19 protein-coding genes are annotated in these 24,671 nt (G+C 73.3%); 8 read left to right on the top strand and 11 right to left on the bottom strand.

All coding sequences use genetic code 11. The features are described from left to right. Positions 1 to 552: 552 nt before the first annotated feature. The 3 genes from GNZ18_RS26525 to hflX all read right to left on the bottom strand — a co-directional run bounded on the left by GNZ18_RS26525 (position 553) and on the right by hflX (position 4,602). Positions 553 to 1,290: a ComEA family DNA-binding protein gene (locus tag GNZ18_RS26525; protein WP_173390890.1), complete on the bottom strand. Its 738-nt coding sequence runs from the start codon at positions 1,288 to 1,290 to the stop codon at positions 553 to 555. A 186-nt stretch (positions 1,291 to 1,476) separates the two neighbouring features. Continuing rightward, on the bottom strand, positions 1,477 to 2,691 hold the full coding sequence (gene hutI, locus GNZ18_RS26520; protein WP_156219274.1) for an imidazolonepropionase: 1,215 nt from the start codon (positions 2,689 to 2,691) through the stop codon (positions 1,477 to 1,479). Positions 2,692 to 3,171: 480 nt separating this feature from the next. Further along, on the bottom strand, positions 3,172 to 4,602 hold the full coding sequence (gene hflX, locus GNZ18_RS26515) for a GTPase HflX (protein ID WP_156219273.1): 1,431 nt from the start codon (positions 4,600 to 4,602) through the stop codon (positions 3,172 to 3,174). Between the two features lie 232 nt (positions 4,603 to 4,834). Here hflX and aceB point away from each other — a divergent pair, with 232 nt between their 5' ends. The 5 genes from aceB (at position 4,835) to GNZ18_RS26490 (ending at position 11,450) form a co-directional block, all read left to right on the top strand. Further along, positions 4,835 to 6,442: a malate synthase A gene (gene aceB / locus GNZ18_RS26510; RefSeq protein ID WP_156219272.1), complete on the top strand. Its 1,608-nt coding sequence runs from the start codon at positions 4,835 to 4,837 to the stop codon at positions 6,440 to 6,442. Positions 6,443 to 6,545: 103 nt separating this feature from the next. Continuing rightward, positions 6,546 to 7,994, top strand: a complete 1,449-nt coding sequence (locus GNZ18_RS26505) for an FAD-linked oxidase C-terminal domain-containing protein (RefSeq protein WP_156219271.1) — start codon at positions 6,546 to 6,548, stop codon at positions 7,992 to 7,994. Then, complete coding sequence (locus GNZ18_RS26500) at positions 7,994 to 9,187, top strand: FAD-binding oxidoreductase (protein WP_156219270.1); 1,194 nt, start codon at positions 7,994 to 7,996, stop codon at positions 9,185 to 9,187. The genes GNZ18_RS26505 and GNZ18_RS26500 overlap by 1 nt, the downstream gene beginning before the upstream one ends. Further along, positions 9,187 to 10,473 carry a (Fe-S)-binding protein gene (locus tag GNZ18_RS26495; protein ID WP_156219269.1) on the top strand — a complete coding sequence of 429 codons (1,287 nt, stop codon included), beginning with the start codon at positions 9,187 to 9,189 and terminating at the stop codon, positions 10,471 to 10,473. Before GNZ18_RS26500 ends, GNZ18_RS26495 begins: the two co-directional genes overlap by 1 nt. Positions 10,474 to 10,772: 299 nt before the next feature. After that, on the top strand, positions 10,773 to 11,450 hold the full coding sequence (locus GNZ18_RS26490; RefSeq protein ID WP_216651455.1) for a hypothetical protein: 678 nt from the start codon (positions 10,773 to 10,775) through the stop codon (positions 11,448 to 11,450). Between the two features lie 6 nt (positions 11,451 to 11,456). On the opposite strand, the gene GNZ18_RS26485 is transcribed toward GNZ18_RS26490, so the two are convergent. The 5 genes from GNZ18_RS26485 to GNZ18_RS26470 all read right to left on the bottom strand — a co-directional run bounded on the left by GNZ18_RS26485 (position 11,457) and on the right by GNZ18_RS26470 (position 18,215). Next, entirely contained in the window at positions 11,457 to 13,160 is a 1,704-nt protein-coding gene (locus GNZ18_RS26485) for an ABC transporter family substrate-binding protein (RefSeq protein ID WP_312874752.1), read from the bottom strand. Then, the gene (locus GNZ18_RS26480) at positions 13,157 to 15,211 is read right to left on the bottom strand and encodes an ABC transporter ATP-binding protein (RefSeq protein WP_312874751.1); all 2,055 of its coding nucleotides are present in this window, start codon (positions 15,209 to 15,211) and stop codon (positions 13,157 to 13,159) included. Before GNZ18_RS26480 ends, GNZ18_RS26485 begins: the two co-directional genes overlap by 4 nt. Further along, positions 15,208 to 16,029, bottom strand: coding sequence for an ABC transporter permease (locus GNZ18_RS41510; protein WP_312874750.1), 822 nt, complete (start codon positions 16,027 to 16,029; stop codon positions 15,208 to 15,210). The genes GNZ18_RS26480 and GNZ18_RS41510 overlap by 4 nt, the downstream gene beginning before the upstream one ends. A 35-nt stretch (positions 16,030 to 16,064) precedes the next feature. Continuing rightward, positions 16,065 to 17,066 (bottom strand): ABC transporter permease, encoded by a 1,002-nt coding sequence (locus GNZ18_RS26475; protein ID WP_156219267.1) that lies wholly within the window; start codon positions 17,064 to 17,066, stop codon positions 16,065 to 16,067. Positions 17,067 to 17,228: 162 nt separating this feature from the next. Beyond that, positions 17,229 to 18,215 carry a hypothetical protein gene (locus tag GNZ18_RS26470; protein ID WP_156219266.1) on the bottom strand — a complete coding sequence of 329 codons (987 nt, stop codon included), beginning with the start codon at positions 18,213 to 18,215 and terminating at the stop codon, positions 17,229 to 17,231. A 102-nt stretch (positions 18,216 to 18,317) separates the two neighbouring features. Here GNZ18_RS26470 and GNZ18_RS26465 point away from each other — a divergent pair, with 102 nt between their 5' ends. Together GNZ18_RS26465 and GNZ18_RS26460 are read left to right on the top strand one after the other, a co-directional pair. After that, positions 18,318 to 18,929, top strand: a complete 612-nt coding sequence (locus GNZ18_RS26465; RefSeq protein ID WP_156219265.1) for a TetR/AcrR family transcriptional regulator — start codon at positions 18,318 to 18,320, stop codon at positions 18,927 to 18,929. A 518-nt stretch (positions 18,930 to 19,447) separates the two neighbouring features. Next, positions 19,448 to 21,409, top strand: a complete 1,962-nt coding sequence (locus GNZ18_RS26460) for a sensor histidine kinase (protein ID WP_156219264.1) — start codon at positions 19,448 to 19,450, stop codon at positions 21,407 to 21,409. Between the two features lie 291 nt (positions 21,410 to 21,700). Here the strand turns inward: GNZ18_RS26460 and dapF are convergent, their stop codons facing one another. Both dapF and miaA read right to left on the bottom strand, forming a co-directional pair. After that, positions 21,701 to 22,543: a diaminopimelate epimerase gene (gene dapF, locus GNZ18_RS26455; RefSeq protein ID WP_156219263.1), complete on the bottom strand. Its 843-nt coding sequence runs from the start codon at positions 22,541 to 22,543 to the stop codon at positions 21,701 to 21,703. Between the two features lie 56 nt (positions 22,544 to 22,599). Beyond that, positions 22,600 to 23,490 carry a tRNA (adenosine(37)-N6)-dimethylallyltransferase MiaA gene (gene miaA, locus GNZ18_RS26450; RefSeq protein ID WP_308166071.1) on the bottom strand — a complete coding sequence of 297 codons (891 nt, stop codon included), beginning with the start codon at positions 23,488 to 23,490 and terminating at the stop codon, positions 22,600 to 22,602. A gap of 115 nt (positions 23,491 to 23,605) precedes the next feature. On the opposite strand from miaA, the gene GNZ18_RS26445 reads away from it, so the two are divergent. Continuing rightward, entirely contained in the window at positions 23,606 to 23,821 is a 216-nt protein-coding gene (locus GNZ18_RS26445; protein ID WP_156219261.1) for an antitoxin, read from the top strand. A gap of 7 nt (positions 23,822 to 23,828) precedes the next feature. On the opposite strand, the gene GNZ18_RS26440 is transcribed toward GNZ18_RS26445, so the two are convergent. Beyond that, entirely contained in the window at positions 23,829 to 24,632 is an 804-nt protein-coding gene (locus GNZ18_RS26440; protein WP_312874749.1) for a class III extradiol ring-cleavage dioxygenase family protein, read from the bottom strand. Positions 24,633 to 24,671 lie beyond the last annotated feature (39 nt).

The raw sequence follows: 24,671 nt of genomic DNA, 5'->3' as shown, positions 1-24,671 counted from the left end.
TCCGCTCCTCGCTCCCCGCACCCCCGCTCGCGGCCTCCGGGCCGAGAGGAAACTCCGGCGGGGGCGGGCTCCAAGAGGTGCCCGGCTCTTCCAGCGAACCCGCCGAAGACCGCCCCGCCGACCCACCTGCGACGGACCCGGCCGGTCGCTCTTCGCTCTCCGCTGCCTCGCTCGGGGCCTCCGGGTGGAAGGGGGTGTCCGGTGGGGGTGAATGCCAGGGGTCGTCTGGACCCTGTATGGCGGCTGGTTCGTCAGTGTGGTGGGGCTGTGGTGGGACGTGCTCGGGAGGGGGTGGGGCGAGGCGGGACGGCGGTGCGGCCGAGGGGGTTGTTGAGGGGCGGGCGGGGAGTGTGGGTTCTTGCTGGGTGGTGGTTGGTGCCGGGTGCTGGGGTGAGTGGGTTTGGCGGGGGTCGTGGGTGGCCAGGAGGTAGATGGCCGCGAGAGCCGCCAGGGCCGCCAGCGTGTAGATGAGCGCCGGAGGAAGGCCGATGGTGAGGGTGGCCGTGAGCCAGGTGGCCAGGGCCGGGGCGATCAGGCGGAGGTCGGCGGTCCTCATACGCGGACCATCGCTTTGAGGTCGGCGAAGCGGCGGGCTCCGATGCCGTTGACCTCCTGGAGCTGATCGACGGAGCGGAAGCCGCCCTGCTGCGTCCGGTAGGCGATGATGCGCTGCGCCAGGACGGGGCCGACGCCGGGTAGCTGGTCGAGTTGTTCGACGGTCGCGGTGTTGAGGTCGATGGGCGTGCTCCCCGGCGTGCCGGGAGAGGTCGTGGGGACCGATGGGGCGGCCTCGGGGGTGGTCGTGCGGATGCCGACCGGGATCTGCTCCCCGTCGACGACCTTGCGGGCGAGGTTGAGCGAACCCGTTCCCGCGCCCGGCCGGACCCCGCCCGCAGCCTTGATCGCCTCGGCGACGCGGGAGCCGGAGGGCAACGTGATCACGCCGGGATGGCGGACCTTGCCGAGGACGTGGACGGTCACCGTGGAGGGCGCCGTCCCTGCCACCGGGGTGGTCGGGGGTTCGGTCACGGCGGTGGGCGCGGACGGGGCGCCCGACAGGGAGGCCGTCGCCATCGAGGACGCGGAGGCGGCCTGCGGGCGCGGGCGGGCCAGCCAGAGGTAGCCGACGGCGACGAGGGCCGCGACCACCGCGACGACGACGATGACGCGGATGTGGGAGCGCTCGGGGCCGGCTCGTAACCGGGCGGCGGGCGGGTCGTCCGGCGGGTCGGCGGCGATCTTCAAACGCTCGCGGGGGGACCGTTGACGGTCCTGATCACTGGCTCTCATGCGTCCGACGCTAGGGGCGGGCCCGAGGGGCTTGGAAGAGCGGCGGGGAATTGTGGATAACTCTCCGCGACCGCTTGGATCGGCACCGTCGTCGATGTCCGCCGCTACGGCAGGGACCGGTGCCCACGTTGTCGAGGGCCGCGGGGAGGCGCCGGGTCGCGGGTGCTCGTCAGTGCGACGGGTGGGTCAGGGCTGGACGGGGGTGCCGCCTCGCCAGACGCGGAGGGCTCGGAGGCCGAAGGCCCAGGCGAACGCGCCCTCGTGGTCGGCGTCCCACAGGACGATGTCGGCGAGCATGCCCGGGGCCAGGGAGCCGCGGTCGCCGACGCGCAGGGCGGCGGCTCCGCCGAGGGTGGCGGCGCGGAGGGCCTCGGTGACGCTGAGGCCGAACATGGCGACGGACAGGCCGATGACGAGCGGCATGGAGGTGATGCCGCACTGGCCCGGGTTGTGGTCGGTGCCGAGGGCGACGGTGACGCCGCGGTCGATCATCTGCCGGACGGGTGCCGGGGCGCGGCTGCTGTTGAGGGCGCTGCCGGGGCAGACGGTGGCGGTGACGCCGGCGTGGGCGAGGGCCTTGATGTCGTCGTCGTTGGCCTGGGTGAGCAGGTCGGCGGAGGCGCAGCCGACCTCGGCGGCGACCTGTGCGGCGCCGACGCGCTCGTTGGCGCAGGCGTGCATGCGGGCCTTGAGGCCGGCGCGCTTGCCGGTGAGCAGCAGGGCGCGGGCCTCCTCGGCGGTGAAGTGGCCCTCGTCGCAGTAGACGTCGATGCTGTCGGCGCCCGCGACGGCGGCGTCGCCCGCCCAGAGGCGGACGGCTTCGATGTAGTCGCGGCGGCGGCCGAAGAACTCGGGCGGCAGGATGTGCGCGGCGAGGAAGGTCGCGTGGATGCGCGGCATGGACGGCTCGCCCTCAAGGGAGCGCAGCATCCGGATGTCGGCGAGTTCGCCGTCGCGGGTGAGGTGGTAGCCGGTCTTGGCCTCGACGGTGGTGGTTCCGGCGAGGATCCACTGGCGGAGGCGCTCGCGGACGCCGTTGCACAGCGTCCAGGGGTCGGTGCCCCTGGTCACGGTGACGGTGGAGTTGACGCCGCCGCCCGCCGCCGCGATGGCGGAGTGGGACGAGCCGCTGGTGCGCATGGCGAGTTCGGCCCAGCGGTTGCCCGCGTAGACCGGGTGGGAGTGCGCGTCGATGAGGCCGGGGGTGACCAGGCCGCCGCCGAGGTTCTCCACATGGTCGACGTCGACGATGTCGTCGATGACGCCGGGGACGCTCTGCGGCAGTTCGGACGCGGGGCCCGCCCAGACGATGTGGTCGTCGTGGATGAGCACGGCGGCGTTGCTGCAGACGTCGGTGCCCGTCCAGAGCCTGCCGATGTTCGTCAACAGCCGTACCGTCATCGGGTCACCGACCTGGGTGGAGCGAGGCGCCGCGGGGCGCTGTGGCGGACGCCGCGGAAGGGCGTCCCGGGTGGCCGTCGGGGCCCGCAGCCCGGGTGGGGCGCGGTGCGCCGCTTGCTCTCGTGCCGGTGCGGGGACGTGCCATGGAGTGGGCCACCTGCTCTCGATCCGAAACGCCGACTGGGTGCCGGCGAATCACCGCTGGAGGGTCGGGTGGTCGGGGGACCACCGCTGGCAACGAGACCGGAGATATCGGTTTCGTCACGGTAGTGCACTGAAGGCCCGTCCGACAACCTCTGGTCGTACCGCATCGACAGCCATCACCCCAGCCCCTTAGCTCTACGACCGTACGGAATCCAACGGCACCGTCAAGCCAAATGGAGAAGCTGTCACCGTTCAGCGACCAGGACGAGGCGTCGACCCGCTTTCGGACGCGTCCGAAAGCGGGTTACGGTCCTTTGGTCTGACCTGGGGCGACCGTCAGACGGTCGGAGCCAGAACCTCGTAGGGGGACAGCTCCCCGGCGAGGTCGCCCGGCACCCGGGCATGCAGCATAGTGCCCTCGGCGACATGTTCCTGCTTCAACACCTCGCCGCGCTCGTGCACCTGCGCGACGAGGGCGCCGCGGTCGTAGGGCACCAGCGCGTGGAGCTCGCTCTCCAGGCCGGGCAGGGCGGCCTCCACCGCCGCGCGCAGCTCCTCGATGCCGAGGCCGGTGCGGGCGGAGATGACGACGCTGTGCGGCTCGCGGCGCTGGAGGCGGGCGAGGGCCAGCTCGTCGGCGGCGTCGGCCTTGTTGATGACGACCAGCTCGGGGATGTCGGCGGCGCCGATCTCGCGCAGCACCTCGCGGACCGCGTCGAGCTGCGCCTCGGGGTCGGGGTCGGAGCCGTCCACGACGTGCAGGACGAGCCCGGCGTCGGTGACCTCCTCCAGCGTCGAGCGGAACGCCTCGACGAGCTGGTGCGGCAGGTGCCGGACGAACCCGACCGTGTCGGCGAGCGTGTAGGCGCGGCCGCCGGGCGTCTCGGCGCGCCGGACGGTGGGGTCGAGGGTGGCGAACAGCGCGTTCTCCACCAGGACCCCGGCACCGGTGAGCCGGTTGAGCAGGGACGACTTGCCGGCGTTGGTGTAGCCGGCGATGGCGACGGCGGGCACGGCGTTGCGGCGGCGCTCGCCGCGCTTGGTGTCGCGCGCCTTGGACATCTCGGCGATCTGGCGGCGCAGCTTGGCCATCCGGGTGCGGATCCGGCGCCGGTCCAGCTCGATCTTGGTCTCGCCGGGGCCGCGGCCGCCGATGCCGACGCCGCCCGCGGCGCGCCCGCCGACCTGCCGGGACAGGTTCCCGCCCCAGCCGCGCAGGCGCGGCAGGAGGTAGTTGAGCTGGGCGAGCTCCACCTGGGCCTTGCCCTCGCGGCTCTTGGCGTGCTGGGCGAAGATGTCGAGGATCAGCGCGGTCCGGTCGATGACCTTGACCTGGACGGTCTCCTCCAGGTGCCGGAGCTGGCTCGGCGCCAGCTCGCCGTCGCAGATGACGGTGTCGGCGCCGGTGGAGATGACGATGTCGCGCAGTTCGGCCGCCTTGCCGGAGCCGATGTAGGTCGCGGGGTCGGGACGGGACCGGCGCTGGACGAGGCCCTCCAGGACCTCCGAGCCCGCGGTCTCGGCGAGGAGCGCGAGTTCGCGCAGGGAGTTCTCGGCCGTCTCGGCCGTGCCCTCGGTCCACACGCCGACCAGGACGACCCGCTCCAGCCGCAGCGCGCGGTACTCGACCTCGGTGACGTCGGTCAGCTCGGTGGACAGCCCGGCGACGCGTCGCAGGGCCTTCCGGTCCTCAAGGTCGAGTTCGCCCGTCATGGGCTCGAAGTCGATCTCGTCCGGTGTCTGGTCTGCAGAAAAAGGTTGAGTCATATGTCCTCGGTTGAACGCCGCGGCGCGGCTTTATCTTCCCCGCGATCGTCTCACGGCCCGCAGGGGCGGTCACGCGAATATCACCCCGGGTTGACGCGGGCGCGCACGGGCAGGCCATGCGGGCGGGACGGGCACGACAGGAGTGCGGCCCCGCGTGGACCCGCCCCGACGTGGACGCGTAGCATTCTCCACAAGACAGAAGTCGAATTTCGCTAGACGAAAGGTCGCGCCGATGGCTGGACTGGAAGGCATCGAGGTGACCGGGCCCTTCGGGGACCGGTACGAGGAGATCCTGACGCCCGAGGCGCTCGGCCTGCTCGCCCTCCTGCAGCGCGAGTTCGGCGCGCGGCGCGCGGAGCTGCTCGCGGCCCGGGCCGAGCGGCAGCGCGGGCTGTCCGAGGGCGGGACGCTGGACTTCCTGCCCGAGACCGCGCCCGTGCGGGAGGACGACTCCTGGCGTGTCGCCGAGCCCGCGCCGGGCCTGGTGGACCGCCGCGTCGAGATCACCGGCCCGACCGACCGGAAGATGACCATCAACGCGCTCAACTCGGGCGCGAAGGTGTGGCTGGCCGACTTCGAGGACGCCAACACCCCGCTCTGGACCAACATGGTCGAGGGCCAGCTCAACCTCAGGGACGCCCTGGACCGCACCCTCGACTTCACCGACGCGCGGACCGGCAGGTCCTACGCGCTCAAGGACGACGCGGAGCTCGCGACCATCGTCGTCCGGCCGCGCGGGTGGCACATGGAGGAGAAGCACGTCCTCGTGGACGGCGAGCCCGTGTCCGGGTCGCTCTTCGACTTCGGCCTGTACTTCTTCCACAGCGCGCGCAGGCAGATCGCCAAGGGGAAGGGCCCCTACTTCTACCTGCCGAAGATGGAGGGCCACCTGGAGGCGCGGCTCTGGAACGACGTCTTCGACCTCGCGCAGGACACGCTGGGGATCCCGCGCGGGACGATCCGCGCGACGGTGCTCATCGAGACGATCCCGGCCGCGTTCGAGATGGAGGAGATCCTCTACGAGCTGCGCGACCACTCGGCGGGCCTGAACGCGGGCCGCTGGGACTACCTATTCTCGGTGATCAAGAAGTTCCGGGACCGGGGCGCCGGGTTCGTGCTGCCGGAGCGGAACGCGATCACGATGACGGCGCCGTTCATGCGCGCCTACACCGAGCTGCTCGTCCGGACGTGCCACAAACGCGGCGCGCACGCGATCGGCGGCATGGCGGCGTTCATCCCGTCCCGGCGGGACGAGGAGGTCAACAAGGTCGCGCTGGAGAAGGTGCGGGCGGACAAGACCCGCGAGTCCGGCGACGGCTTCGACGGGTCGTGGGTCGCCCACCCCGACCTCGTGCCGGTGTGCCGGGAGGTGTTCGACGGCGTGCTCGGCGACCGGCCGAACCAGCGCGACCGGCTCCGCGAGGACGTGCGGGTCGCCGCGTCCGACCTGCTGAACGTCGCGGCGACCCCCGGCGACATCACCGAGGCGGGCCTGCGCAACAACATCGACGTGGCGCTGCGGTACCTCGCGACGTGGCTGGACGGCGCGGGCGCGGTCGCCATCCACAACCTGATGGAGGACGCGGCGACGGCCGAGATCTCCCGTTCGCAGGTGTGGCAGTGGATCTACAACGGGATCTCGCTGAAGGACGGCCCGAAGGTCACCAAGGAGCTGGTGGGGCGGATCCTGGAGGAGGAGCTGGCCGGTATCCGCGCCGAACTCGGCGAGGCGTTCAACGAGCCCCGCTACAACCAGGCCGTGGCCCTGTTCAAGGAAGTGACCCTGGCCGATGAGTACGCGGAGTTCCTCACCACCCCCGCCTACGAGCGCATGGAGTGACCCAGGGAATGAGGTGGCTCCTGTGGGGCGTGACTTCCGAGGGCCTTCCTGTAGGTGAGACGGACCTTGCGGGCGTTCCAGGCTCGGGAGGAAGGTGAAAGCGATGGAAACGGAACTCCAGGCGCTCGCCCTGCGCCTTGAAGCGCTGCTCGGGCCGGGCCAGGTCATCACCGACCCGGTGCGGTTGCGGACGTATGAGTGCGACGGGCTGACCAACCATCGCGCGTCCCCCGGGATCGTGGTCCTGCCCGACACGGCCGAGCAGATCGCCGCGATCGTGCGGGAGTGCGCGTCCGAGGGCGTTCCCTATGTGGCGCGGGGCTCGGGGACGGGCCTGTCCGGAGGCGCCCTGCCGCGCGCGGACGGCGTCCTCATCGTGACCTCCAGGATGCGCAGGATCCTGGAGGTCGACGTGGCGAACCAGCGCGCGGTGGTCGAGCCCGGCGTCATCAACCTGGACGTCACCCGCGCGGCCCGTCCGCAGGGGTACTACTTCGCGCCGGACCCGTCGAGCCAGCAGATCTGCTCGGTCGGCGGGAACGTCGCGGAGAACTCGGGCGGCGCGCACTGCCTGAAGTACGGTTTCACCGCGCACCACGTGCTCGCCTGCGAGGTCGTCACCCCGGACGGCGAGCTGGTGGAGCTCTGCGCGGACGACCCCGGATACGACCTGCTGGGCGTGTTCGTCGGGGCGGAGGGCACGCTCGGCATCACCACCAAGATCACGGTGCGGCTGACGCGGGTGCCCGAGACCGTCGAGACGCTGCTGGCCGCGTTCGACTCGATCGAGGCGGGCGGCGCGGCGGTGTCGGCGATCATCGCGGCGGGGGTGGTCCCGGCGGCGATCGAGATGATGGACGCGCTGTCGATCGAGGCGGCCGAGGCGGCGGTGCGCTGCGAGTACCCGCCCGGCGCGGGCGCGGTGCTGATCGTCGAGCTGGACGGCCCCGAGCCGGAGGTCGCGGCCCAGTTCGCCGAGGTGGAGCGGCTGTGCCGGGACGCGGGCGCGTTCGAGATCCGGATCGCGGCGGGCGAGGCCGAGCGGGCGCTGATCTGGAAGGGCCGCAAGTCGGCGTTCGCGGCGGTGGGGCGGATCAGCCCGGCCTACATCGTCCAGGACGGCGTGATCCCCCGTACGTCGCTGCCCCGGGTCCTCGCCCGGATCGACGCGCTGTCGGCGGAGTCCGGCGTGCGGGTGGCGAACGTCTTCCACGCGGGCGACGGCAACCTGCACCCGCTGGTGCTGTTCGACGACGCCGAACCCGGCGCGGAGGAACGCGCGGAAGCGGTGTCCGGCGCGATCCTCGACCTGTGCATCGAGCACGGCGGTTCCATCACGGGCGAGCACGGCGTCGGCGTGGACAAGGCCCGGTACATGCCGCGCATGTTCACCGACACCGACCTGGACACCATGCAGATGGTCCGCTGCGGCTTCGACCCCGCGGGGCTGTGCAACCCGGGCAAGGTCTTCCCCACCCCGCGCATGTGCGGGGAGGTCCCGGGTGTGCGCAAGGGCCCGCACCCGTACGAGGGAAAGGCGGACATCTTCTGATGCGGCCTCTGGACGCCTTGGCGAAGGTCTGCGGCGACGTCCGTCCGGGCGAGCCCGCGGAGGGTGTGCTCGGGGTGGAGCCCGCGCTGGTCGCGGCGCCCAAGGACGTCGCCGAGGCGGCCGACGTCATGCGCGTCGCGGCGGAGGCGGGGCTCGCCGTCGTCCCGCGCGGCGCGGAGACCCGCCTGGACTGGGGGGCGCCCCCCGAACGGTGCGATCTGCTGGTCGACACCCACCGGCTGGACGCCGTGGTGGAGCACGTGTCCGGTGACCTGGTGGTGAAGGCGCAGGCGGGGCTGCCCATGGAACGGCTCGGCGAGGTGCTGGCGGAGAAGGGCCAGCGGCTGGCGCTGGACGTGCCGCTCCCCGGCTCAACGGTCGGCGGCACGATCGCCACGGGCGCCGCCGGGCCGCTCCGGTTCCAGTACGGGACGCCGCGGGACCTGGTCATCGGGCTCACGGTCGTCCGGGCGGACGGCCGGGTCGCGCGTTCGGGCGGCAAGGTCGTCAAGAACGTCGCGGGCTACGACCTGGGACGGTTGTTCTGCGGCTCCTACGGGACGCTGGGGCTGATCGTGGACGCGACGTTCCGCCTGCATCCCGTGCCGACCGCGCGTGCCTGGGTGTCGTCCCCCGTCGGAGACGCGGGAGAGGCGTACGAGGCCGTCCAGAGCGTCCTGCGTTCCGCCGTGGCACCGGCGGCCGTCGAGTACACCGGCCCTGGGACGGTCACCGTCCTCCTGGAAGGCGTCCCGGACGGGGTCGCCGCGCGCGTGGGGCAGACCGTCGCCCTGCTCGGCGACGGAACCCAGGTGTCGGAGGTCGCTCCAGACGGATGGGGCCTCTACCCGGAGGGGAACACCCTCATCGACGTGACCGCCCCGCCCACCGCACTCCCCCACCTGCTCACCGCCGCGGACGGGCCGACCGTGACGTGGAGCGGCAGGGGACACGGCCACGTCGGGCTCCCCGGTGACATGTCCCCTAGCGGCGTGGCCGAATTCCTGCGCGCCCTCCGCGCGGCCCTGACCCCGCACAAGGGCACCGCCGTCGTCCGCTATGCGCCGCGTGAGGTTCGCGGTGACATCGACTTCTGGGGCCCGCTCCCGGCCCTCGCGCTCATGCGGCGCGTCAAGGACCAGTTCGATCCCGATCACCGGCTGTCCCCCGGCCGGTTCGTGGGAGGTATCTGATGAGTGCCGACAACGACCTCCCGAAGCTGCTCGACGACTGCGTGCACTGCGGCTTCTGCCTGCCGACGTGCCCGACGTACGTGCTGTGGGGCGAGGAGATGGACTCCCCCAGGGGCCGGATCCACCTCATGGCGCAGCACGAGGAGGGCGCGCCCCTCAGCGGACCGATGGTCGAGCACTTCGACCGGTGCCTGGGGTGCATGGCGTGCGTGACGGCCTGCCCGTCCGGCGTGCAGTACGACCGGCTCATCGAGATGACCCGCGCGGAGGTGGAGCGCGAGCATCCCCGGCCGTTCCAGGAGCGGGTCATACGCGAGGCGATTTTCCGGCTGTTCCCCTACCGGCGGCGGCTCCGCGCGCTGCGCGGGCCGCTGCGCGCGTACCAGAGGACCGGGCTGGACCGGCTCGTCCGCCGCACGGGCCTCCTGGAACGGCTCTCACCGTCGCTGGCGGCGATGGAGCGGCTCGCCCCGCCCCTCGGCAGGGCCCCCCGGCTCCCGGAGCGCGTCGGGGCGCGTGGAGGGCGCCGCGCCACGGTCGGGATGCTGACCGGCTGCGTGCAGAGCGAGTTCTTCCCGGGCGTCAACGCGGCCACGGCGCGCGTGCTCGCGCTGGAGGGCTGCGACGTGGTGATCCCCAGGGCGCAGGGCTGCTGCGGCGCCCTGTCGCTGCACGCGGGCCGCGAGGAGGAGGCGCGCGCGTTCGCCCGCCGGACGGTCGCGACGTTCGAGCACGTCGACGTCATCGTGGTGAACGCGGCGGGCTGCGGGTCGGCGATGAAGGAGTACGAGGCGCTGCTCGCCGCCGACCCGGCCTGGTCGCGGCGCGCGGCGGCGCTCGCCGGCCGGACCCGGGACCTGGCGGAGTTCCTCGTCGAGCTGGGCCCGCGCGCCGAGCGCCATCCGCTGCCGGTCACGCTCGCCTACCACGACGCCTGCCACCTCTCGCACGCCCAGGGCATCCGCAGCCAGCCCCGCGCGCTGCTGGCAGCCGTCCCGGAGCTGAAGGTCCGGGAGATCGCCGACCCCGAGATCTGCTGCGGCTCGGCGGGAACCTACAACCTGCTGCAACCGGAGGCCGCCGCCGAGCTGGGCGAGCGCAAGGCGGTGAACGTGGACGCGACCGGAGCCGAACTACTGGTGGCGGCCAACCCCGGCTGCTCCATGCAGATCGCCACCGCACTGCGGCGGCGCGGCACGGACATCGCGGTCGCGCACACCGCCCAGGTGCTCGACGCGTCCCTGCGCGGGCTCGGCCGCGAGGCCCTCGTGAAGCACGGTTCGTAGGGGGCTGACCGGCCTGTTCAGCCGTATCCCGGTCGGTGGGCGCCCTCCGGCCACCGATCCGGTCGTCGGGTAGGGTGGCTGGCTCCGGCGGAGGCCCTGCTCAACGGACGGACGGCGGACGCTGGCCGAGCCCGCCGAAAAGGCCCGAGGAACACGGAACGACCATGCACGACGACCAGCGGCCCCGGCACGGGCGACCGCCGACCGGCCCCTACCACCACGACCACCCCCACGACCGAACGCCCTACGGACACCGGTCGCATCGCCCTCGCTCGCACCGGCGCCGCAGGAGCGGCGGCGTGGGGCGGCTCGGCCTCGCCGGGGCCGTGACGGGGGCCGTGACGGGGGCCGTGGGCATCGCCGCCGTCGCCGCCGGGATCGTCCTCCTCCGGCCGGACTCCGGCTCCGGCGGCCCGTCCGGCGAACCGTCGCTCGCCGGTGAGGGCGGTTCGGGCGTCCGGATCGCCGCGGTGCCCGCGCCCGAGGCCGGGCCTCCGCTGAACGTCACCACTCCGGAGGGGTACGGCTACAGCCTCGCGGCCATCAGGGCGGGGACGGACCGGCAGCCGCTGGGCGCCACCCAGGCCCCGCCCTCCGGGACGACCTACGCCTACGCCGACTACGTGCTGACCAACAACGGGCGGCGTCCCGTCCTGCTGGACTTCCCCGTGGACCTGTTCATGCCGAAGGCCGGGATTCCCGCGTCCGCGCGGGAGCGGTGCATGCCGCAGGCCGGGATTCCGGACGACATGTGCACGCTCCCCAACCACAGCAAGGTGACGGGACGGATCAACGGCGCCAAGCCGCCGGTGGAGGACGAGGGCACCACGATGGTCCCGGCGGGCGCCTCCTACGTCGTGCGGATCGCCTCCGACCTGCCCGTCGAGGACGGCGTGTCCTCCGGCGATCTGCGGCTCTACGTGTGGAGCGCCCGGTTCACGAGCGACCGCAAGGGCATCGGCCTCGCCTTCCCCTGACCGCCGTCAACGGTCCCGCCGCCGACCCGTGAAACCGATGTCCTCGTACGCCGGTTCGGCGAATCCGCCGGCCCCCAGATTGGCGAGGTCCGCGCGCGCGGCGACGATCTGCGGGCGCTGGTACAGCGGCAGGACGTAGGCCTCGTGCCAGATCAGCCGGTCGGCCGCGTTCACCAGCGCGTAGGCCCGCGCCGGGTCGACCTCGGCCACCGCGCGGTCCATGGCGGCGTCGATGGCCGCCGTTCCCGCGCGCGAGTAGTTCTGCTGTATGCGGTCGCCGTGCGGGCGCGCGAACACCGATTTCATGGGTGAGACGGGGAACGAGGTCCCGAGCCAGGAGAACGGCACGATGTCGAAGCGCCCCGGCGTCACGTACCGGTCGAAGACGTCGTCGTCGGGGACGAGTTGGATGTCCACCCGGACGCCGACGCGTTCGAGCAGCGCGCGCGTCAACTCCCCTTCCTGCTTCCCGCCCGGCACCCCGGACGGGACGACGAAACGCAGCGCCAGGACCCGGCCGCCCTTGGCCCGGTATTTGCCGTGGGATCGCCAGCCCGCCTGTTCCAGGAGGCTTTCGGCACGCGCTGGGTCGTAGCCGCCGAGTTCGCCGGAGTTGTCCTGGTAGCCGTCCTGGGTGTTGACGTAGAAATGGTTTCCGAGCGTCTGGAGCGGCACGCCCAGCCCGGAGAGGTCGGAACGCGCGATGGCGCGCCGGTCGATGCCCAGCATCACCGCGCGGCGCACATTCGGATCGGAGAGGATCGGCCCCGCCGCGTTGAACGTGAAATGCCGCCAGTCGGGCCCGCCCGCACGGCGCACGGCCGCGCCCGGCACCTGCTCGGCCCGGCGCAGCGCGCCCGGATCCAGGCCGATGTCCATCAGGTCGATCTCGTCGTTGGCGAACGCGCCCGGCATCGCGCTGCCGTCGAGGGTGCGGTAGACGATCCGGTCGAGTTTCGCGGGCGCGCCCCACCAGGCGGGGTCGCGCACCATCGTGACCGTCTTGGCGGTCTGGTCGATTCCCTGGAGTTTGAAGGGGCCCGCCGTGAGGGGCAGGCGGTCGAGCCACCCGGTGTTGAACGCGGCGGGGCTGGAATAGGCGGCCGCCGGATAGAGCGGGCTGAACAGGCTCCGCCAGTCCGCGTAGGTTCCGTCGAAGGTGACGATGACGACGTTGCCGCGCGTCCCGCGCTCGATGCGGCTGATCTGCTTGTAGCCGGTGACGGTCGAGACCTGGAAACGCGGGTCCCGGCCGGAGAGGGCGTGAGCCTGCGCGACGAAGTCGGCGTAGCCGAGGGGGGTGCCGTCCGACCATTTCGCCTTGGGGTTCAGCTCGTAGGTGACGGTCTGGCCGTGCTCGGTGCGTTCCAGTGTCGCCGCTCGCAGATAGGCGGGTACGGGATGCGGCATGGCCTTCTCGTCGGCGCGCATGAGATAGGGCAACGCGCCTTGGATGACGTGCTCGACGACGCCTCTCGTCCCGTTGACGTGGTTGAAGTTCCACTGGGACGGAAACTCGGGCAGGGGCCAGTGCAGCGTCCCGCCGTTGCCGACACGGTCGCGAGGAAGGGGGTTCACGTCGGACGCGGGCAGCCGCCCGGCCGCCGCCGTGGCCCCCCCGCCCGCCGTCCCGCACCCCCCGCTTACCAGCACCGTGGCCAGGAGAAGGATCGCGGCGGCCACCGCGCGCGTGCGCCCCGGCGCCCTCACAGCTCGACCTTCGCGGCGATGAGCGGGTGGTGGCACGCGACCGACCGGTCGGCGTCGTGACCGACCGCGCGGGGCCTCGGGTCGTGCTCGTCGCAGAGGCGGCTCTCCACCGCGTCGAGCGCGGTGTAGCGGGGGCAGCGCGAACGGAACCGGCAGCCCGGGGGCGGGTCGGTCGGGTCCGGCGGGTCCCCTCGCAGCGGGACGCGGCGCCGGCGCCGCTCCAGGAAGGGGTCCGGGAGCGGTACGGCGTCCAGGAGGGCGCGCGTGTACGGGTGGGCCGGCGCCCCGTAGACCTCGTCCACGGAGCCGATCTCCACGATGCGCCCCAGATGCATGACGGCGACCCGGTCGGCGATGCGCCGGACGACCGCCAGGTCGTGCGCCACGAACAGGTAGGCGAGGCCCAGCCGGGCGCGGAGTTCTTCCAGCAGGTCCATGACACCGGCCTGTACGGAGACGTCCAGGGAGGCGACGGGCTCGTCCAGCAGGAGCAGGCGCGGTTCCAGGGCGAGGGCGCGGGCGATGCCCACGCGCTGCCGCTGCCCGCCCGACAGCCCGTGCGGGTAGCGGCCCGCGTGGGCGGGCTCCAGGCCCACGAGGTCCAGCAGCTCCTCCACGCGGCGTCCGATCGGCAGGCCGTGCGTGGTCAGGGGCTCGGCGAGGATGTCGGCGACGCGCATGCGCGGGTCCAGCGAGGTGAACGGGTCCTGGAAGACGACCTGGACGTCGCGGCGCAGCGCCTTGCGCCGGGCGGGGGACAGCGCGGCCGTGTCCTCGCCGAGGACGGCGACGCGCCCCCGCTGCGGGCGCGCCAGCCGCAGGATCTCCATCAGCGCCGTGGTCTTGCCGCAGCCCGACTCCCCGACCAGGGCGAGCGTCTCGCCCTCCCGGACGTCGAACCCGACGCCGTCGACGGCGTGCACGCTGCCCGCTCGGCGCCGCAGCAGCGCGCCCCGGTACACGGGGTGGTGGCGGACGAGATCGGCCACCTCAAGGACGATGGGGCGCTCCCGCCGGGGCCTGCGCGCCGGCGGCGGGACCGCGACGTCGGGCACCGGGAACACCGCGGCCGGGTCGGCGGTCGCGGACGTGTTCACGCACGCGGCCACATGCCCGCCCGGCCCGACCAGGATCGGCTCGGGCTCGGCGGCGGCGCACGCGGCGTCCGCGACCGGGCAGCGCGGCAGGAACGGGCACCGGGCGGGCGGCGGCGCCGCGCCGGACGGCGGGCCCTCGATGGGCGCCCGGCGGCCCCGCGCCGCCCCCTCCCCGGCCGGGCCGTCGACGCGCGGGAGCGACTGGAGCAGCCCGATCGTGTACGGCATGCGGGGGCGCCGGTAGATCTCGTCCACCGGGCCCGACTCCACGGCGCGTCCGGCGTACATCACCATGACGCGGTCGGCGAACCCGGCGACGACGGCGAGGTCGTGGGTGATCAGGACGATCGCGGCGCCGGTGGCCTCCTTCGCGACCCGCAGCACGTCCAGGACCTGCGCCTGGATCGTGACGTCGAGCGCGGTGGTCGGCTCGTCCGCCAGGATCGCGACCGGGTCGTTGGCGATCGCCATCGCGATCATCACCCGCTGCCGCATGCCGCCGGAGAACTCGTGCGGGTAGGCGCGCGCCCGCCGGGCGGCGCCGGGGATGCCGACCAGGTCGAGCAGCTCGACGGCCCGCGCGCGCGCCGCCGCGCGGGTCGCGCCCGAGTGGATGCGGATCGTCTCGGCGATCTGGTCGCCCACCGCGTACACGGGCGTGAGCGCCGAGAGCGGGTCCTGGAACACCATGGCCAGGTCCTTGCCGCGCACCCTGGACAGCTCCCGGTCGGAGCGCCCGAGCAGCTCCTCGCCGCGCAGCCGGACCGACCCGGACGTCCGGGTCCCCTCCGGGAGCAGGCCCATCACGGCGAGGGCCAGCGCGGTCTTGCCGGAGCCCGACTCGCCGACGATCCCGAGGACCTCGCCCTGCCCGACGCTGAGGCCGACCCCGCGCACGGCCTGGACGTCCGGCGCGAACCCCACCCGCAGGTCGGTGACCTCCAGGACGTTCACCGCCCGCCTCCTCTGGACGGCGACAACGGGTCGAGGACGTCGCGCAGGCCGTCCCCCAGCAGGTTCACCGCGAGGACGATCAGGACGAGCAGCCCGGCCGCGCACCCGAACGGCCACGGGTAGGTCGTCGCGGCGCCGCGCCCGTCGGCGATGAGCGTGCCGAGCGAGACGTCGGGCGCCCGGACGCCGATCCCGAGGAACGACAGCGCGCTCTCGGCGATGACCGCGACGCTGACGTTCACGCTCGCGTCCACGACCAGCAGCGACGCGAGCTGCGGGACGATGTGCCGGGCGATCAGCCGGGGCGTGCCCACCCCGAGGAAGCGGGCCGCCAGCACCGACTCCCGCTCCCGCACCGACAGCGTCATGGCGCGCACCGCCCGCGCGGTGACCATCCACAGGAACGCCGCGAGCAACGGCACCAGCAGGAGCCAGTGCCCGCCCAGGCGCGGCGACAGGACCGCCAGGACGAGCAGCGAGGGCAGCACCAGCAGCAGGTCGACGCCCCACATCAGGACGCGGTCGGTCCAGCCGCCCACGAACCCCGCGACGGTCCCGAAGAGGGCGGCGAGCCCGGTCGAGACCACGGCGACGGAGACCCCGATGAGCAGGGACTTCTGCGCGCCGCGCAGGGTGAGCGCGAACACGTCGCGGCCGCTCGGCGTCGTCCCGAACCAATGCCGGGCGGACGGCCCCTGGCGGAACGCGGTGAAGTCGGTGTCGTCCCATCCCCAGGGCGACACCAGCGGGCCGGCGATGGACAGGGAGAGCAGCAGGCCGAGGAGGACGCACCCGCAGAGGGCACGCCGGTTCCGCACGACCTTCCGTGCCAGGTGCCGACGGCGTTCGGGGATCACGCGACGGCCCCCGTCCGGACGCGGGGGTCGAGGACCCCGTACATCACGTCCGAGGCCATTCCGGCGAGCAGCACCGCCGCGGCCGCCACGCAGTTCACGGCCGCGACCGCGTTGACGTCGCCCCGGGTCACCGAGTCGATCAGCCACTCCCCCACCCCGTGCCAGCCGAAGAGCTTCTCGGTGAACATGCCGCCCAGCAGGAGCAGGCCGGAGGTGTAGGCGAAGTAGGTGGTCATGGGGATCAGCGCCGTGCGGAGGCCGTGCCGCAGGAGCGCGTCCCGGCGGCGCAGCCCCTTGGCCCTGGCGGTGCGGACGAAGTCGGCCTGCAGGACGTCCAGCATCATGCTGCGCTGGTAGCGGCTGTAGAGGGCGAACTGGGCGAGCGCGATGGTGGCGGTGGGCAGGAGCAGGTGGCGGACGCGGTCCCCGAGGCCGCCCAGGGCGCCGAACGGCCCGTCCGAGGCGCCGGGCGTGGTCTCGCCGACCCACTCGAAGACGCGCAGGCCCGTCGCCTGGTTGGTCCTGCTGGCGACGATCTGCAGGAGGACCGCGAGCACGAACACGGGGACGGCCAGCACGAGGTAGGACAGGAAGGTGACGAGCAGGTCGGCGGTCCGGCCCCGCCTCACCGCCGCGTAGGCACCGGCCAGGACGCCCAGCGCACTGCCCAGGACGGCCCCGAGCACGAGCAGCCTGAGGCTGACGCCGAGGCGGCGCCACAGCTCGGCGTTGACGGGCTCGCCCTGCCACGTCCGGCCGAAGTCCCCGCGCGCCAGCCCCGCGACCCAGGTTCCGTAGCGCTCGGCCAGGGGGGTGCGGTCGTTGAGGTTGAACCGGGTGAGCTGCGCGTCGACGACGGCCTCCGGCGGACGCGGCGCGCGGCCCTCGTAGTTGGCGCGCGGCGTGAGCGCGGCGGCGGCGAGCAGGTACGCGAGGCTCGCGGCGAGAACGACCAGCACGGCGTAGTTCGCCAGCCGGCGTAGCAGGAACGCCGCCATGTCACCCCTCCCGGCGCGTGCAGCAGTCACAGAATGCTACTGATCACTCACGCGACGCGCGGAGAAACGCCGGGGCACTCCCGTTCCGGGTACGACTTCGGCGCCACTGAACCGTGGCGGATCGGTCCGCGAAGCAGACCCGTCCGCCATATCCCGGGGGATCTACCCGGCCATAGCGGGCGCTCGCTCAGGTACGGGACGTTCCTCGGTACGGCGCCGGAGCGCGCCGACCGCCAGCAGCGCCAGCCCGGCGGCGGCCCACGCCGCCAGGACGGTGAGCGCGCGCGCCGCCCCCGCGCCGTCGAAGAACGACGTGGACCTGATCAGCGTCACCGCCGCGCCCGGCGGGAGGAACTGGCCGATCTCCCCCCACGGCCGCGGCAGCAGTTCCGGCGCCGACGACGCGGCCGACAGGGGGTTGCCGAGCAGCAGCATGAGCAGACCGCCGGCGCCGATGCCCGCCCGGCCGAGGGCGGCGGCCAGCCCGGCGACGGTGCCCGCCACCGCGAGGATGGACAGCGCCAGGACCCCGGCGAGCGTCAGGTAGGACCCGGGCAGCAGCGACAGCCAGCCCTGCGCGAGCGCGGCGACACCGAACCCGCCGAGCGCCGCGAACAGGACCACTCCGGCGGCCCGCCACGCCACGGCCCGGATCGCGAACGTGAGCAGCACGGCCGCGGCCAGGCCGGACATGATCAGCGGCAGCACGAGGGCACCGAACCCTGTGCCGCGCGGATCGTGGGAGTCCGCCGCCACCACGTCCTGGACGGCCGCTCCCCGGGCGCCCTGGGGCCCGGTCAGCTTCTCGGCGAGCGCCCCGAGCTGCTGCGCGACCATCGGCGACGCGGCCGACGCGGTGAGGACGCGGGGACCGGCCGGTGTGGTGACGATGGCCCCGTACGCCTCGCGGTCGGTCAGCGCTTCGCGCGCGGCGGCCTCGTCCCGGCGCGTCTCGACGGCGAAGGCGCCGGGCCGCTCGTGCTCCAGGCGGTCGGCGACGGCGGACGCCTGCGGCCCGGTCACGACGATCGGCACGTCGCGCGGCCCCGTCCGGGCCGACGGCCAGGCGAAGGCGGTGATCATGATCAGTTGCAGCAGGACCGCGCCGACGGCGACACCGAGGACGCGCGAGGGGAGCGACGATCGCATGGCCGCCTCCAAAAAATCGGATGTCCGTTCTCTTTTATGCGGCCAGCGTGGCACCGGCGTCGCGGCCTTGTCAAGAACGGACGTTCGTTTTATATTGCTGCCATGCCGCGAGTCACCGAGGAGCACCTGGAGCGGCGCCGGCGGCAGATCCTCGACGCGGCCCGCGCCTGCTTCATCCGCAAGGGCATCCACGAGACGTCCATGCAGGACGTCTTCGCCGCGTCCGGGCTCTCGGCCGGAGCCGTCTACCGCTACTACAAGAGCAAGAGCGACATCATCGAGGCCGTCGCCTCCACCGTGGTCGGCGACCTGCTCACGTTCTTCGCCGACCTCGCCCGGCGCGACCCGCTCCTTCCGCTGGACGTCATGGTGGAGGAGCTCGCCACCAAGGTCGTCTCCCTCTCCGGCGAGGACGGCCCGCTGCGCCTGGCGCCCCAGGCGTGGGGCCTGGCCATGCACGACGAGCAGCTCGGCCGCTACATCCGGGAGTCCATCGAGGCCATGCGGGAGACCTGGATGTTCTACGCGGGCCGCCTCGTGGACGCCGGGCTGCTGCCTCCGGAGACCGACGTGGAGGCCGTCGCCAAGACGCTGTTCGGGCTCATGCCCGGGTTCGTCCTGCAACGGCTCGTCATGGGTGATGTCACCCCGGAGATCTTGCGAAGCGGCATACGGTCGCTCTCCCGCGACAGCACACTCACCCTCCTCGCCTAACCTGAGGCCACCGCGTCCCGGGCGGGTCTGGACGGCGCCCCATGCCGACCAGCGCGGGGTGACCCACGGGAGTGGTGTGCGCGTCTTCTGTGAACACTGTGCTCGCCAGGGCCCACATGGGCGTCATACGGCTGAAGTGCGTCGTTCGCTCTAGGGGTGTGCCCATGTCCGCTGCCGTGTCCGGTGTGACGCGGGTCTCACCATGCCCGGCCGGCGCCGGCGGTGCTCCGAACCCGCCCCTGTATGAGCTCGGGAGGCGCCGCCCGCGTCGCTCGGCCGGGCGCCGGACGGGCCGGGTGCGCGGGGGGCGGGGCGATTTCGCGCCCATCGCCCCTGACCTGCGCGTTCGGTGCCATCATCCGGTTCCCGTGGTTACCATCGCGAAACGCGCGCGCGAGCCGCGACGAAGACAGTGTCGACAGCACCGGGTCCCGGTGTCCTGAGGCGGACGCCCTTATGACCCCAGGACAGGAAGCAGGACGCTTTAACATTTCATTACTTTTGGTTCGGGAGCGGCGATGCAGACGGTGGAACACGACCGGGGGGCGGGACGCGCGGCGTTCCTGCTCGCCCTGGCGGCGGTCCTGCTCGTCACCGCGTCCCTGATGCTCGGCACCTGGGTGCCCGCGGACCGGCGCCTCGTCTGGTGGCACCCCGAGATCGTGATCGGGCTGTTCTGGACGCCCGCGGCCGCGACCCTGCTGCGGCACCGCCCCGGGCTGAGGGTCGGCTGGCTCATGCTCGGGTCCGGCGTCAGCGCGGCGGTGTACATCCTGGTGCTCAACCTCGGCCCGTGGATGGAGCTGCACGGCCTGGCGGGCGCCGGGTTCGTGAAGTGGCTCGGGACGTGGCTGTGGGCGATCGACACGTTCGCGCTGACCCTCGTGCTGCCGCTGATCTTCCCGGACGGGCGGCTCGTGTCGCGCTGGTTCCGGCCCGTCCTGGTGATGGCCTGCCTGGTCCCCGTCGTGGTCTGCGCGCACCTCACCGTCGACCCGGACGCGCGGCGCTTCCACAACGGCGTCTCGGTCTACCCCTTCCAGGAGATCCCGGTCCCGATCAGCGCGTTCATCATCGCGACGCTGGTGGGCGGGCTGGTGTCGGTCGTCGCGCGGTTCGTCCGGTCGCCACCGGACGTGCGGCGGCAGATCGCCTGGGTCGTCTACCCCGGCGTGCTCGCCGAGGCGATCATCTACGTGGGCGAGAACAGCCCGATCGGCGACCCGCTCCGCAACATCACGATCGCCGCCGTCCCGATCTGCATCGCGATCGCCATCACCCGCTACCGGCTCTACGACATCGACCTGGTGGTCAGCCGGACGCTGGTCTACGCCGGGCTCGTCGTGGTGATCACCGGCGTGTACTTCGCGCTGGTCGGGACCGCGAGCCTGCTGGCGCACGGCCGGGGCACCCTCGCCGGGCTGGCCGGCGCCATCGCGGCCGGGGCGGTGTTCGAGCCCGTCCGGCGGCGCCTCCAGCGCACGGTGGACAGCCTCATCCACGGCGAGCGCGACCCCTACCGGATCGCCGACCGGCTCAACCGGCGGCTCCAGACCGCCGCCGACCCGGGCGCGGCGCTCGCGGTCGCCGCCGAGGTCGCCCGCTCGGCCCTGCACGCCACCGGCGTCATGATCGAGGTGCTGGACCGCGACGGCCGCACGATCTCCGCCGAGGACGGCGAGCTCGGCGACCGCCCCCAGCTCATCCCGCTGGTGTGGCACGGCGAGCCGGTCGGGCGGCTGCTGTTCGGCGTCCTGCGTCCGCCCGACGCGCGGCTGTCGGGCATCCTCGCGCGCAACCTGGCCGAGCTGGCGAACGCGGCGCGGCTGGCGGCCGACGTGCAGCGCTCCCGGGAGCGGATCCTGCGCACGCGCGAGGAGGAGCGCCGCCGCCTGCGCCGCGACCTGCACGACGGGCTCGGGCCCACGCTGGCCAGCCTCGCCATGACGGTGGACGCGGCGCGCATCACGATGCGGTCCGACCCCGAGGCGGCGGACGCGCTGCTGGAGAACCTGCGCGCGACGATGGGTCGCACCATCGGCGACATCCGCGACCTCGTGTACGGGCTCCGCCCCCCGGCTCTGGACGACCTCGGCCTGGCCGGGGCCATCCAGGCGCTGGGCGGCGTCGTCGCGACCGGGGACGGCCCCCAGGTGGACGTCCACGTCGAGGGCGACCTGGACCGGCTGCCGGCCGCAGCCGAGGTCGCCGCCTACCGGATCGTGCAGGAGGCCCTCACCAACGTGCACCGGCATGCGAAGGCCGACTGCGCGGAGGTCCACCTGTATCTGAACGGCGATCTGCACGTGAGCGTGGACGACGACGGGGTGGGGTTGCCTCCGCGCGTGCGTTCAGGGGTCGGCATGTCGTCCATGCGAGAGCGCGCGGCCGAACTGGGCGGGTCCTGCACGGTCGGGCCGGGCCCCAAGGGCGGCACCATCGTCCGCGCCCGGCTGCCTGTGAACGGGACCCATTCCTAGCGCTCCGCCAGGAGGGCCGAACCCGGGAGATCCTCCACCGGGCCGCCACCCGGTGGGAGGGCCGGTGACCGCCCCCCGCCAAGAAGGTCGCCACCGGCCCTCGGGCTCCGTACGGCGTCGGGGCTCCCATCCCGGTCCGTACGGGCCATTCACCAGAGGGTGTGCATGAAGAACATTATGCCGCATGGGTCCCGGTGGAGAGGGACCGTTGTCCTGTTCGATCCGGGACCTTCATTGACTAGTAAAATCCGCTGGTCGGGCAGCGTTTGTCAGGGGTCGGTCAGAGAGGTGTCAAAGCCAGCCCCGACGGGTCTCCCCCTCGGCGACGAGCACGGCGGGGCCGCTGAGGACGCTCGTCCCGTGACCCAGGGTCACGGTCACCCGGCCGCCCGGTACGTCCACGGTCCAATCCCCCTGGGGCGGAGCGGCCTCTTCAGGCGATCCGTCCGCGTGGAGGGCGGTCGCGGCGGCCAGGGCCACCGCCACGGTGCCGGTGCCGCAGGAGCGCGTCTCACCGGACCCCCGCTCGTACACGCGCATCTCCACGTGCCGCTCCCCGACGCCGCGGAAGAACTCGACGTTCACACCGTCCGGGAAGGCCGCCGGATCGAAACCCGGGGCGCGGGACAGGTCGAGCCCCGCGATCGGGCCGTCCACCGCGCACGCCAGATGGGGGTTCCCCACGGAGACGCGCTTGCCCTGGAAGACCTCTCCCCCGACGGACGCCTCGCTCCACCCGAGCAGCCGCGGCGCCCCCATGTCCACGGACACGTCGCCGGACGCCCCCAGCGTGACGCGCCGGAGCCCCCCGCGCGTGGCCAGGTTCCACTCCCCGGGCGGGGCGAGCCCCGCGTCCACCAGGTAGCGGGCGAAGACGCGCGCGCCGTTGCCGCACATCTCGGCGACGCCGCCGTCGGCGTTGCGGTAGTCCATGAACCACTCGGCGTCCCCGGCGAGGTCCTCGGGAAGATCCGTGGCCTTCGTCCGGACGACGCGCAGGACGCCGTCGGCGCCGATCCCGGCACGCCGGTCGCACAGCCGCACCACGGCCTCGGCGGTGAGGTCCAGGGCGCCGTCCGGGTCGGGCAGGATCACGAAGTCGTTCTCGGTGCCGTGCCCCTTTACGAACCGCATCCCTCGATCGTATTACGCCGCCCGTAATCCCCGTGCCGCGCTAGGTCACCGACCGCTCACCGGACGAGGCGGAGGGCGCGCCCCAGCAGGTCGGGGTCGTCATAGGGCAGCCAGTGGACGCGCGGGTCCCGGCGGAACCACGACTCCTGACGCCGGGCGAAGCGCCGCGTCGTCCGGATGGTGTCGGCCTTGGCCTGCTCCTCCGTGCACTCCCCCGCCAGGAACCGGAGCACCTGGGCGTAGCCGAGGGCCCGGCCCGCGGTCAGCCCGTCCCGGAGGCCCCGCTTCTCCAGACCCCGCACCTCGTCGACGAGCCCCGCGTCCCACATGCGCTCCACCCGGAGGGCGATCCGCTCGTCCAGCTCGTCGCGCGGCACGGCCAGCCCTATCTGCGTCACCGACCCGTAGCGGTACCGGTGCTCGGGCATGGTGGCGCTGAAAGGGCGCCCGGAGATCTCGATGACCTCCAGGGCGCGGACGATGCGGCGCCCGTTGCTGGGCAGGATCGCCTCCGCCGCCACCGGGTCGGACCGGCGCAGCCGCTCATGCAGGGCGGCCGCGCCCACCTCGGAGAGCTCGCCTTCCAGACGCGCCCGCACGCGCGGGTCCGTCCCGGGGAACTCCAGGTGGTCGAGGGCGGCGCGCACGTACAGCCCCGAGCCGCCGACGAGCACGGGGAGCCGGCCGCGGGCGCGCACCCGCGCGACGGCGTCCTCGCAGAGCCGCTGGTACTCGGCGACGCTGGCGGTCACCGTCACGTCCCACACGTCCAGGAGGTGGTGGGGGACGCCGCGCATCTCGTCCGGGGCCAGCTTGGCGGTGCCGATGTCCATGCCGCGGTACAGCTGCATCGAGTCGGCGTTGACCGCCTCCCCGCCGAGCGCGAGCGCCAGGCCCACGGCGAGGTCGGACTTGCCGGCGGCGGTCGCCCCGACGACCGCGATCACATCTGGAGAGGTCACAGGCTTGATTGTGGCAACAGAACGGGTATAGGCGGGTTGTACGGGTGCCGTGCGCACCAGCGCGGCGCCGTCGAGACGAGGGAATCCGGGGGGTTCGCGAATGTCCATCGTCGACAAGGTCAAGCAGATGCTCGGCCAGCACTCCGACCAGGCGAGGAAGACCGTCGACAAGGGCGGGGACATGATCGACCGGAAGACCGGCGGCAAGCACTCCGACAAGATCGACAGGGCCCAGGAGAAGGCCGGGGACTACATCGACAGGAACGACGAGGGCGGTCCGTCCGGCGGCGCGCCGGGCGGCGGACAGCCCGCCTAGCCGTCCGCTAGACGGCCCTCGACCAGCTCGCGACGAGGTAGCCCACTCCGTAGGGGGCCTCATCCGCGAGCAGGTCGCCCGCCATATGCCCCCGCGCGCCGAACGGCTCGCTCTCCTGAAGGCCGTGCGTCCGGCGGCCGGGGGCGGCGCCCGCCGCGCCGGCGAGCACCTGCCACGCCGCGCGCCCGGCCGCCTGGAGCTCCCGGGACACCCCGGCGTCCAACGCGGCCAGGGCCACGGCGTCGGCCTTCGCGAGCGCGCTCGCCACGGACGCGTCGTAGGACGCGGCGCGCTCGTCCAGATACCCGGGCGCCTTCTCCGAACGGCACGCCGACGCGTCGCCCATCACCAGGAGCGCCACCCGCTCGGCCGACCCCGCGAGGCGGCGGCCGAGGGCCAGGCAGTCCTCGGGGGGCGCGTCGAACGCGACGGCCTCGTAGCGGGCGCCGTCGCCGGCGTCCTCCCGCCTCAGGAGCCAGTGCCCGATCGACAGCGACAGCGGCAGCGGCTCCGCGGCGGCCTCCGCGGGCCCGGTGGGGCTCGTCCAGTCCAGACCGTAGGGGCGGAGCGTCGCGAGCGCGGACGGTCCGTAGGCGCGCGTCTCGGGCGCCCCGCCGACCACCACGAGCGCGTCGACCTCGGGCGCGCGCAGGCGCGGCGGCCTGAGCGACGCGTCGGCGTACCCGGCGCCGAGGCGCCGGACGGCCTCACCGCACGCGGCGCGCACCGCGTCCAGCTCCGGCGCGGCCTCCCCCGCCATGGCGGGCACGAGGACGGGCGGATGCGGGCACACCGCAGCCGAGACCAGCACGCTGCCTCCTCCAGACCGATCCCGGCCTCTTTCGACCCA

The organism is Actinomadura litoris, from assembly GCF_009733595.1.
Lineage (GTDB): Bacteria > Actinomycetota > Actinomycetes > Streptosporangiales > Streptosporangiaceae > Spirillospora > Spirillospora litoris.
Note: the sequence above shows the minus strand (reverse complement) of the source record. Positions and strands in the feature narration are given on the sequence as shown.

What these genes read in the sequence shown, in the direction of transcription:
- GNZ18_RS26525 (WP_173390890.1), bottom strand. Translation starts at nt 1,290, where the DNA reads ATGAGAGCCAGTGATCAGGACCGTCAACGGTCCCCCCGCGAGCGTTTG.
- hutI (WP_156219274.1), bottom strand. Translation starts at nt 2,691, where the DNA reads ATGACGGTACGGCTGTTGACGAACATCGGCAGGCTCTGGACGGGCACC.
- hflX (WP_156219273.1), bottom strand. Translation starts at nt 4,602, where the DNA reads ATGACTCAACCTTTTTCTGCAGACCAGACACCGGACGAGATCGACTTC.
- aceB (WP_156219272.1), top strand. Translation starts at nt 4,835, where the DNA reads ATGGCTGGACTGGAAGGCATCGAGGTGACCGGGCCCTTCGGGGACCGG.
- GNZ18_RS26505 (WP_156219271.1), top strand. Translation starts at nt 6,546, where the DNA reads ATGGAAACGGAACTCCAGGCGCTCGCCCTGCGCCTTGAAGCGCTGCTC.
- GNZ18_RS26500 (WP_156219270.1), top strand. Translation starts at nt 7,994, where the DNA reads ATGCGGCCTCTGGACGCCTTGGCGAAGGTCTGCGGCGACGTCCGTCCG.
- GNZ18_RS26495 (WP_156219269.1), top strand. Translation starts at nt 9,187, where the DNA reads ATGAGTGCCGACAACGACCTCCCGAAGCTGCTCGACGACTGCGTGCAC.
- GNZ18_RS26475 (WP_156219267.1), bottom strand. Translation starts at nt 17,066, where the DNA reads ATGGCGGCGTTCCTGCTACGCCGGCTGGCGAACTACGCCGTGCTGGTC.
- GNZ18_RS26470 (WP_156219266.1), bottom strand. Translation starts at nt 18,215, where the DNA reads ATGCGATCGTCGCTCCCCTCGCGCGTCCTCGGTGTCGCCGTCGGCGCG.
- GNZ18_RS26465 (WP_156219265.1), top strand. Translation starts at nt 18,318, where the DNA reads ATGCCGCGAGTCACCGAGGAGCACCTGGAGCGGCGCCGGCGGCAGATC.
- GNZ18_RS26460 (WP_156219264.1), top strand. Translation starts at nt 19,448, where the DNA reads ATGCAGACGGTGGAACACGACCGGGGGGCGGGACGCGCGGCGTTCCTG.
- dapF (WP_156219263.1), bottom strand. Translation starts at nt 22,543, where the DNA reads ATGCGGTTCGTAAAGGGGCACGGCACCGAGAACGACTTCGTGATCCTG.
- GNZ18_RS26445 (WP_156219261.1), top strand. Translation starts at nt 23,606, where the DNA reads ATGTCCATCGTCGACAAGGTCAAGCAGATGCTCGGCCAGCACTCCGAC.